General features: G+C 61.0%; 7 protein-coding genes. 2 read left to right on the top strand and 5 right to left on the bottom strand.

Features of this window, described 5'->3' with window-relative positions; all coding sequences use genetic code 11:
- The first annotated feature begins 126 nt into the window (after window positions 1-126).
- Both P2081_RS19395 and P2081_RS19390 read left to right on the top strand, forming a co-directional pair.
- Window positions 127-1,626, top strand: coding sequence for an Ig-like domain-containing protein (locus tag P2081_RS19395; protein WP_278924445.1), 1,500 nt, complete (start codon window positions 127-129; stop codon window positions 1,624-1,626).
- A gap of 911 nt (window positions 1,627-2,537) precedes the next feature.
- Window positions 2,538-3,800 carry a DUF2254 domain-containing protein gene (locus P2081_RS19390; protein ID WP_278924444.1) on the top strand — a complete coding sequence of 421 codons (1,263 nt, stop codon included), beginning with the start codon at window positions 2,538-2,540 and terminating at the stop codon, window positions 3,798-3,800.
- A 62-nt stretch (window positions 3,801-3,862) separates the two neighbouring features.
- Here the strand turns inward: P2081_RS19390 and P2081_RS19385 are convergent, their stop codons facing one another.
- From P2081_RS19385 to P2081_RS19365, 5 genes are read right to left on the bottom strand one after another with little or no spacing between them, the layout of a single operon-like run.
- A complete protein-coding gene (locus P2081_RS19385; protein ID WP_278924443.1) occupies window positions 3,863-5,263 on the bottom strand; it encodes a M20 family metallopeptidase in 1,401 nt (466 codons plus the stop codon).
- The gene (locus tag P2081_RS19380) at window positions 5,260-6,825 is read right to left on the bottom strand and encodes a gamma-glutamyltransferase family protein (RefSeq protein ID WP_278924442.1); all 1,566 of its coding nucleotides are present in this window, start codon (window positions 6,823-6,825) and stop codon (window positions 5,260-5,262) included. The genes P2081_RS19385 and P2081_RS19380 overlap by 4 nt, the downstream gene beginning before the upstream one ends.
- Window positions 6,822-7,805, bottom strand: a complete 984-nt coding sequence (locus tag P2081_RS19375; protein ID WP_278924441.1) for an ABC transporter ATP-binding protein — start codon at window positions 7,803-7,805, stop codon at window positions 6,822-6,824. The genes P2081_RS19380 and P2081_RS19375 overlap by 4 nt, the downstream gene beginning before the upstream one ends.
- Window positions 7,802-8,797 carry an ABC transporter ATP-binding protein gene (locus P2081_RS19370; RefSeq protein WP_278924440.1) on the bottom strand — a complete coding sequence of 332 codons (996 nt, stop codon included), beginning with the start codon at window positions 8,795-8,797 and terminating at the stop codon, window positions 7,802-7,804. The genes P2081_RS19375 and P2081_RS19370 overlap by 4 nt, the downstream gene beginning before the upstream one ends.
- Window positions 8,797-9,693 carry an ABC transporter permease gene (locus tag P2081_RS19365; protein ID WP_278924439.1) on the bottom strand — a complete coding sequence of 299 codons (897 nt, stop codon included), beginning with the start codon at window positions 9,691-9,693 and terminating at the stop codon, window positions 8,797-8,799. The genes P2081_RS19370 and P2081_RS19365 overlap by 1 nt, the downstream gene beginning before the upstream one ends.
- Between the last annotated feature and the right edge of the window lies 1 nt (window position 9,694).

The raw sequence follows: 9,694 nt of genomic DNA, 5'->3' as shown, positions 1-9,694 counted from the left end.
GCTGCAAAGAAAACAGGAAAGGAGACCGCAACATTGACCACATCATAAACTACAGCGCATAACTGAAGGTGGGTCAAATCTCGGTGAAAATACCGGGTCAGTTCTCAGTGACAATCAACACCGACAGTGGCGAATGTTGTGGTCAACGCGGATCGCACCCTGACCGTCAGCGGCACCACTGAACCCGGTGCAACGGTTACCGTAACCTTCCCCGATGGGAGCTCCGCTACAACCATGGCGTCTGGCGGTGCGGCGGCCTTGGCGCGCGGCACATTGCGCGTCAGGGGTGCTGCCCTAGCGCCGCAACCCGTTGGCAATTATTCCGTTGTCTCGGCAACGCCGCAAACCAGTGGCAATATAACCGTCACCGCGACCGATGCCAATGGCAATACCTCGGACGCAAACCTGACTGTCGTAGATGCCACTTCGCCAGATGTGGTGATCAGCGGTGCGCCAGAGCGGCTGACCCACAAGGCGAGCTTTGAAGTCACCATCACCTTCAGCGAAAGCGTGACCGGCTTTGAGGCAAGCGATATCACTGCGAGCCATGCAACCGTTACCGGCCTGAGTGGCAGCGGCGCGATCTACACCGCAACAATCGCATCTGTCGGCACTGGCAACGTGGGCCTCTCGGTGGCGGCAGGGGCTGCAGTGGATGCGGCGGGCAATGTCACCAATGCCTCCAACACGCTGGTCGTTTCCGATACCACCGTGGAAGAGACGCAAAAGACCATCGCCAGCTTCCTGTACAGCCGAGCCAACCAGCTGCTCTCCAATCAGCCTGACCTGACCGGTTTTCTTGATGGGACATCTGATGGCACGCTCAACGCGGCTGTCACCCGTGGCCGGGGTCACTTCAACCTGGCTTCTGGCGCGACCAGCAACGCCTGGTTCCGCCTCAAGGGGGCCTGGTCTGAGGATGACACCGCCGACAGCCGGTCTGTATTTGGCGCGTTTGGTGGCCACATTCACCTGCGTGAGACGGTTTTGCTGGGCGCGATGCTGCAGTTTGATCACCTGTCGCAGGAAGACGGAGCCTCCCGTGTCGAGGGCACGGGCTGGCTGGTCGGGCCCTATGTGGTCGCCAAATTACCGGGCGATCCGCTCTATTTCGAGGGGCGCTTGCTCTACGGTAAATCCTCCAACAGCGTGTCGCCCTTTGGCACTTATGAGGATGACTTCGACACCTCGCGCCTGCTGGCTCAGGTGAAAGTGACCGGCGAGATCGCCTCTCAGGGCACCCTGTTCAGCCCCTATATGGACGCCGCCTATGTGAAGGAAGACCAGGACGGCTATACCGACAGCCTTGGCAATGCGATTTCGGCACAGACCGTTGATCTGATGCAGGTTACTTTTGGCCTGGACGCGGAGCGTTCTATCGCGGTTCAGAACGGCGCCCTGACGCTGCGGGGCGGGATCTCGGGCATCTGGTCGTCGACAGGCGGCACGGCGGTGGCCGAGACAGTGCTGCCAGGCTACGCCGGCTGGCGCGGCAAGTTGGACGCGGGGGTGAGCTATGTGAGTGCAAGCCACGGCACCTTCACCGCCTCGGCCTTCCTCGACGGACTGGGCGCCTCAGACTATCAAAGCTACGGTGTAAGTGTTGGATACTCCTTAGCCTTCTGATCATATAGCGCTACATTGCAGACAATAACGGCGGCCCCCGTTGCAAAACAGGGGCCGCAACTATGTTTAGGGAATACCTGTACGCAACCCGAGAACCGTTTCGCCGTCGGCAATTGTGAGCCCGTTGTCCTTATCTCGTTCAAACGTTTCGCTTTGATGATTTCAGCTTGGTACGGGCAAGGCTATGGATCAGTTTTTCTGGGCGGGTTGAATAAAGGAGGCGCTTTGAAAATAAATGTCCCCGCCCCGCACATATATCGCGCGACGGTTTGTAGATAGGCAGATCCTCAGGCTTCATTATCGCAGACTATTTCCGAATATGGTTGTCTGCACCTGCGTTGATTGAGCGCGCACGCGCAGACACACTGGTTGCAAATCCCCTGACATGTGGTCCGACGTGATGGGCTCTGGCGGGATCGCCGCCATTCCCATCACCATACTTGATCCGCCCCACAGTGCGGCGTCTCCTGTGGTCCCCGCGCTTCATGAATCCGGGTCCCCAAATACCTTCTTTTCAGTCCAGCAGCCTAGGGCGCAAAGACCTCTCGTTCGGTGATCTTTTCAAATTCGGGCAAAAACTCTTCGTGGTGCAAAGCGAGATATTTCGTGATCCGCTTGTTGCTGACCAATCTGGCAACTTAGCCGCGCGCAAGAACGAGGTGTACTGTGTACATTTGGTGGTCGTGTCGGTCGCGGGCAATAGCCAAGGGTGCTCTCGACTGTACTCGCCTGTCATTGCACGCTTGACGCATTTCGCCGGTTTTCTGAGGTTTTCGAATGTGATTGAGGCAAAGCTAGGCGACGTTCCCCCCTCTCGCCTAATTGTTCCGACAGCCAAGAGCTGTTTTGACGCGGCGCGGTAGGGCTAAGTTTCCATCGACGCTCCTGCAGATCTTTCCTATGCTGACGGGATGCGCAGCACCCTCTTAAAGCTCTTCAATATCAAGTCTGTCTGGCTCATCCTGCGGCAGTTACGCAAGATTTGGGTACGCACAGTCAGCTTTGCATTTCTGGCGCTGGGCTCGGTTGTGCTGGCACAGACGCTGGGGCGACTGCTACCGCTCAGTCTGGGGGAAAAGCTGGGCGCCGGCGCGGTGGAGCAGGTTCTCAACATACTTGCGACCTCTATGTTGGCGGTCACCACCTTTTCGCTGTCGATTGCGGTTTCGGCCTTTTCCACGGCCGCCGGGTCGGCGACGCCACGCGCCACCGCCTTGCTGCAGGAAGACCACACCACCCAGAATGTGCTTGCGACGTTTTTGGGGGCTTTTCTGTTCAGCCTGGTTGGAATTGTCGCCCTGAAGGCGGGGTACTACACGCAGGCCGGGCGTCTTGTGCTGTTTGCCACGACGGTTTTGATGATTGCCTTTGTGGTGGTGGCGTTGCTGCGCTGGATCAGCCATCTGTCAAATTTTGGTCGCATTGAAGACACGCTGGAACGTGTCGAAATCGCCGCTGCTGGCGCGCTGAACCGACGACTTGAAAAACCATGGCTGGGTGGCAAGCCGCAAAAGCAGCCTCCCCCGGCGACGGCGCAGAAGGTCTGTTCACAGGACATCGGGTTTGTGCAGCATATCGACATGGGCGCGGTATCCAAATGCGCCAAGGAACTGGATCTCAACGTTTGGGTCGTGGCATTGCCCGGCGCCTTTGTGCATCGGGCCTCGCCATTGATGTATATTGACGGGCCTACGGTTGATGATGCTGGTCTTGCACCGCTCAGGGCAGCGTTTTCCTGTGGGCAGCGGCGCAGCTTTGATCAAGATCCAAAATTTGGCCTGATCGTCATGTCGGAAATTGCCTCGCGGGCCTTGTCGCATTCGGTGAATGATCCGGGCACCGCGATTGATGTGATTGACCGTCTTGTCAGGATCTTGGCGCCCTGGCGCAGCGGTGTTGATGCCTTGGTTGATTACCCCAATATCACCGTCCCGTCCTTGCAGACTGAAACGTTGATTGAACAGGCGTTTCGCCCCATTGCCCGTGATGGGGCCGAATTGATTGAAGTGCAGATCCGGCTGCACAAGGCGCTTTGCTCCTTGGCAGAGATGGACGCCGCGACCTTCCGCGCAGCGTCAGCCAAGGTTTCGCAGGATGCCTTGAAGCGGGCTGACAAGCGGGTTCTGACGACACAGGAAATGCGCCGACTGGAACAGATCTCTGCCAGCATATGAATCAGCCCCGCAGGGGGATACCTGCGGGGCTGATTTGCACTGGTTCGTCTTTGGGTCGGATCTTAGGTTTCGCGGCTGGGCACCGGCTTGGCGCCGATATCCCAGAACACCCCGGCCATCACCTTCAGCGCATCGCCGCAGAGCGGTTTCAGCACATGTTCGTTGGGCGCGTGTTGCGAACAGCCCCGGTAGGAATGCGGTACCCAGATGGTGGGCAGTTCCAGAATATCGGTGAAACTGTCGTTGGGCAGCGACCCGGCAAGGTTGGGCAGCACGTGCAAGGGGCCGCCAGATGTTTCGCGGATTGAATCGCCTACGAACTGCGCCCAGGGGTGGGCTGGATCTAACCGGGTGGCGGAAAAGAACCCGCGATCATGGGCTTCGATCTTTACCCGCTCAAATCCATGCGCATCAAGGTGGCGGCGCAGGGCAGGGATCACCTCTGCCGGATCGGTCCCCACGACAAAGCGCAGCTGGCAGGTGGCGCGGGCCCAGCCGGAAATCGCATTGACCGGGGCCTCGGGCACGCCCGAGACCATGGCCAGCACGGTAAAGCTGTTCCAGCCAAAGACACGTTCCGCCGGGGTCAGATCCTGCTCGCCCCAGTCGGGGTCGACCTGCGGGCCATCGCCGCCTGCAACGGGCAGGTCGCGCAGTGCCGCGCGCACGCTGTCTGTCAGGCTGTCGGGGCGCCATTCGGGCACTTTGATCTGGCCACGCACATCGGTGATGCAGGCCAGCGCATGCGACAGGATCATCGCCGGATCGGCCAGCAGCCCGCCCCAGTTCCCGGAATGATGCGCGCCTTCGTGGGTTTCCACCAGCAGATCAAAGGTGGTGCCGCCGCGCGAGCCCATGAACATTGTCGGCACCTCGGGCTGCAGGCGCGGCCCGTCCGATGCGATCAACACATCCGCCGTCAGCCGGTCCTTGTAGCTGTGAAACACCTCGGGCAGACCGACAGAGCCGACTTCTTCGCTCATCTCCAGCACGATGCGGGTGTTGAACCCAAGGCTGCCGCGGGTGGCGATCACCGCTTCGAGCGCAGCGATATTGATCAGGTGCTGGCCTTTGTTGTCAGCAGTGCCGCGTCCATAGAGACGGTCGCCTTCCTCGACGATTTCCCAGGGCTCCAGCCCCTCGCGCCACATGCCTTCTTGGCCGCGCACAGTGTCGCCGTGGCCGTAGGTCAGGATGGTCGGCAGGTCCTCGCCCTCTACCCGTTCACCCAGCAGCAGCGGGCCGCCCTTTGGGTCCGGGTTATTGATGATTTCGCAGGTAAAGCCGAGGGCTTGCAGGCGCGGCAGCATGGCCTCTTGCAGGTAGCGCAGCGATTCTGCGCGCGCTTCGTCAGCGGGGTTCTGGCTCTCGCTGCGGTAGGAAACCAGCTTGGCCAGGTCAGACTGGAAGGTGCCGGCCTCAAAATAGTCGGTCACATGAGAGATGGCGGCGTCACGGGTCATTGTTGGTCCTCGAGAACTGCGTCACCCCAGGGTGACATGATTTCAGTGCATCCACTGTTGGTTTCGCCATCGCGCATGACCCCGGCGGGGCAGGCAAAGGCATAGGGTAGAACGGTGCGCCGGGTGGTCTGTACCGGCATGACATCCGACAGGGCATTCAGCACCTCTGGCGGTAGGGTTTCATCTGCAACAGCGGTGGTTCCGCCCGAAACGTCGATGCGCGGGGCGTGAAAGGCGGTTGCTATATCCATTTCCCGATCCGTCAGGAAAGAGGCCAGCTGCGATACGGCCGAAACGATCTTGCGCCCGCCAGAGGCCCCAAGCGCAAAGCGGCGCGTACCGGATTGGCCAAGCGTCGGGCAGACATTCATCAGACAGGCCTTGTTGGGTGCCAGCGAGTTGGGCTTGCCCTGTTCCGGATCGAACCACATGATGCCATTGTTCATCAACAACCCGGTAGACGGCGATACCACGCGACTGCCAAAGATAGACAGCAGGGTCTGTGTATTGGCCACCATATTGCCGGCCCGATCGACAATAGAGAAATGCGTGGTGCAGCCGGGCGCCTTGGCGACCTCGCCGCTGTCGCCCATGCTGGAAACCCGCTCTGCATAGGCTGTTTTCAGGGCGCTGGCATAGGCGGGAAAGGCCTGGGCCGGAGAACTGAGGTCGCTTTCGGCCAGCTGCTGCATGACATGGGCAAAGGTTGGGCCGGCGGTCAGGCCCGGCATCACATGGAACAGGGCATCTCGGTATGGCACCGCCTGCGCGGGCCCCATCCAGGCGTGGTATCCGGCTAGATCCTGCGCCGAAAGGCTGCCGCCCTTGGCCTGCACATCTTGGGCCAGGGCCTGGGCCAGATCGCCTTCGTAAAAGGCGCGCGCACCGCCCTGCGCCAGGGTCTCTAGCGTGTCGGCCATGGCCGATTGGTCCAGCCGGTTGTCGGGAATGGCGGTCCAGCCAGAGCCCTTGGGCCAGATGCCATCATCCAGAAACAGTGCGGCGGCATCCGGGTCTTTCGCCAGATTGCGCGCTGAAGAGGCAATCAGCAAGGCGGCGTACCAATCCACCAGCATGCCTTCGCGGGCATGGGCAATTGCGGGCGCGAGCAGCTCTGCCCAGGGCATCTTGCCCCAGCGCGCATGCGCCTGACCGATCCCATCGACGGTGCCCGGCACCGCAATGGCTGCCGCGCCTTCAACATTGCGATCCTCGACCACCCGCTCCCAGGGGAAGAGATCGCTGGCCTTGCCTTCGCCTGAGAGGGGGTAGTCTTCTACTTTCAGCGCCCTGGGGGAGCGCATGCCAAAGTTGATAGCCACCGCTTCGCCGGTATCGGCGCGCCAGTGCACCGCTGCACCACCGCCCGCCGGGCCGCTCATCCAGGGTTCCAGCACGCCGATAGCAAAAGAGGTTGCCACGGCTGCATCTACCGCATCGCCACCGGCGCGCAGCACCTCGGCGCCGGCTTCGGCGGCCTGGCGGTGCTGGGCCGCGACCACGCCGCCCGCGGTTTCAATGACATGTTTACGGGTCTCTTGGGTCTGTGACAGCGCGCTCATGCCGCATCCTTTTCATACATCGGGCTGTCCGGATCATGCAGGTGGCACTCGACCCGGCCTGTCTCGTTCTCCAGCGGCCGGGGGGCGGTTGTTTTGCAATGCGCCGTGGCAAGCGGGCAGCGCGGATGAAAGGCGCAGCCCGACGGCGGGTCAATCGGATTGGGATAGGCCGTGCCTAGCGCGGTTTCCGGCACGCCTTGGCTTGGGTCCGGGGTGAGTACCGAATTCAGCAGCGCCTTGGTATAGGGGTGGCGGGGCCGTTCAAACAGTTCGGCCACCGGGGCTTCCTCGACGATCCGGCCCAGGTACATAACCGCCACGCGCGTTGCCAGATGTTCCACCACTGCCAAGTCATGCGAGATAAAGAGATAGGTCAGGCCGAATTCGCGCCGCAGATCACCGAGCAGGTTGAGGATCTGGCTCTGTACCGAGACATCCAGCGCCGAGGTCGGTTCGTCGCAGATGACGATTTCAGGCTTCATCACCAGGGCGCGGGCGATGGCCACCCGCTGGCGCTGACCGCCGGACATCTGGCTGGGGTAGGTGTTGATCACCCGTTGCGGCAGACCAACCACGTCGAGCATATCCTTCACCGCCTTGCGCTGGCTGGCGCTGTCGCCGATGCCATGCACCCGCAGCGGCAGCGAGATCAGATCGTAAATCGATTTACGCGGGTTGAGCGAGGAATAGGGATCCTGAAAGATCGGCTGCAGCCGTCCGGCCAAAGCGCGCCGGTCCAGATCCTGCATGGCGGTACCTTCGAACAGAACATTACCGTCGGTTGGCTTTTCAAGCCCCAGCAACAGCTTGGCCAGGGTCGACTTGCCGCAACCGGATTCGCCGACCAGGCCCAGCACTTCGCCCTTGCGCAGGGTCAGGTTGACATCGTTCACGGCTGTCAGCGGTTTGCGCTGGCCAAACAGGCCCTGCTTGACGGTATAGGTCTTTTTCACCCCGTTGAGGGTCAGGATCGCGCTCATGCGAGTTCTCCTTCTTCGGACAGGGCGCCATCATCATAGACGCAGCGAAAGCCATGGCTGGCGGTGCCATGCTGTGGGATCTCGGCCCGGCAAGCGACCTGCGCATGCGGACAGCGGGTGCGAAAAACACAGCCCGAGACTTCGCCGATCAGCGAGGGCACAACGCCGGGAATGGTCCCCAGAGGCGCACCGCGTTCGGTCTTGCCCGGTTGCGGAATGCAGCGCAGCAGGCCACGGGTATAGGGGTGGCTGGGGGTGGCAAAGACCTCTTGGGCCGGGCCTGTTTCCACCAGCTCGCCGGCATACATCACCGCGACCTTGTCAGCGACCCGTGCGACCACGCCCAGATCATGGGTGATCAGGATCATTGCCATGTTCATTTCACGGGTCAGATCAACCAGCAGTCGCAGGATCTGCGCCTGAATGGTGACATCCAGCGCTGTGGTGGGTTCATCCGCAATCAGCAGATCGGGTTCGCACATCAGCGCCAGCGCGATCATCACCCGTTGCCGCAGACCACCCGAAAGCTGATGCGGGTATTGCGACAGGCGGCTTTCGGCAGCGGTGATGCCGACCTTCTCCAGCAGCTCGATAGCGCGGGCACGGGCCACCGCTTTGCTGACCTTGCGGTGCAGAAGCAGCGTTTCGGTCAGCTGATCGCCGATTGTATAGGCCGGGTTGAGCGAGGTCATCGGTTCCTGAAAGATCATCGCAATGCGGTTGCCGCGCAGATCACGCATCACCCGGCGATTGGCCGCCAGAAGGTCGACGCCATCAAAGTTCATCTCGTCGGCTTGTCGGGCAATCGATTTGCCCAGCAGACCCATCAGCGCCAGCGAGGTCAGCGATTTGCCGGATCCGCTCTCTCCAACGATGGAGAGGGTTTCCCCCCGGTGCAGGTCAAAATCAATGCCGCGCACCGCATGTAGCGTGCCACTGCCGGTTGGAATGGTCAGGTTCAGGTTCTTGACGGATAGCAATGGAGTGGTCATCAGCTTCTCCCTTCCGGCGAGGTGACATCACGCAGCCCGTCGCCCATCAGATTGATCGCCAGCACCAGCACAAACAGCACCGCGCCAGGGATCAGCACCAGCCAGGGCTCAAACAGCATCATGTTCTTGCCTTCGGAAACCATAAGCCCCCAGGACGGCGTGGGCGGCTGGACACCCAGCCCAAGAAAGCTGAGCGCCGCCTCCAGCAGGATGGCATGGGCCATTTCCAGGGTGATCACCACGATCAGGTTGTTGAAAATATTCGGCATGATTTCGGTCAGTACGATGCGCGGCGTCGAGGCACCGATCACCTGCGCCGCGGCCACGTAGTCGCGACGGCTGACCTGTAGGGTCGAGGCGCGCATCACCACGGCAAAGCGATCCCAGAGCAAAAAGCCCAGAACGCAGATCACCACGGTAAGCGAGCCACCAAGGATCGCCACCACTGCCAGCGCCACCAGCACAACTGGCATGGCCAGGCGCACATTGATAAGGAAGGTGACAACTGCGTCGACCTTGCCACCAAAATAGCCGGCGGCCACGCCCATGGCGGTGCCGATCACGCCAGAGATAAGCGCGGCTACCGCGCCAATCAGCAGCGACACGCGGGCGCCATAAATCAGCCGCGACAGGTAGTCCCGGCCAAGATGGTCGGTACCCAGCGGATGTTCCCATGTGCCGCCCATAAAGACCGGAGGAACCATGCGGTTCATCAGGCTCTGGGCATAGGGATCATGCGGCGCCAGCACCGGCGCGAGGATCGCGATCAGGACCAAGAGACCAACCACGGCCATGCCAAACAGCAACCCCTTGTGGCCCAGGGCCCGGATTTTAAGCATTTGGCGGGGCGATGGTCCCTGGATTTCTTGCAAGAGTGGATCTGGGGCGTTGCTCATA

The sequence above is a fragment of the Pseudophaeobacter profundi genome, assembly GCF_029697505.1.
Taxonomy (GTDB): domain Bacteria; phylum Pseudomonadota; class Alphaproteobacteria; order Rhodobacterales; family Rhodobacteraceae; genus Pseudophaeobacter; species Pseudophaeobacter profundi.
This window is presented reverse-complemented; position numbering and strand designations above follow the sequence as displayed.

Bases quoted from the DNA above. Each gene is read 5' to 3' on its own strand.
- P2081_RS19380 (WP_278924442.1), bottom strand. From the start codon at position 6,825: ATGAGCGCGCTGTCACAGACCCAAGAGACCCGTAAACATGTCATTGAA.
- P2081_RS19365 (WP_278924439.1), bottom strand. From the start codon at position 9,693: ATGAGCAACGCCCCAGATCCACTCTTGCAAGAAATCCAGGGACCATCG.
- P2081_RS19370 (WP_278924440.1), bottom strand. From the start codon at position 8,797: ATGACCACTCCATTGCTATCCGTCAAGAACCTGAACCTGACCATTCCA.
- P2081_RS19385 (WP_278924443.1), bottom strand. From the start codon at position 5,263: ATGACCCGTGACGCCGCCATCTCTCATGTGACCGACTATTTTGAGGCC.
- P2081_RS19390 (WP_278924444.1), top strand. From the start codon at position 2,538: ATGCGCAGCACCCTCTTAAAGCTCTTCAATATCAAGTCTGTCTGGCTC.
- P2081_RS19375 (WP_278924441.1), bottom strand. From the start codon at position 7,805: ATGAGCGCGATCCTGACCCTCAACGGGGTGAAAAAGACCTATACCGTC.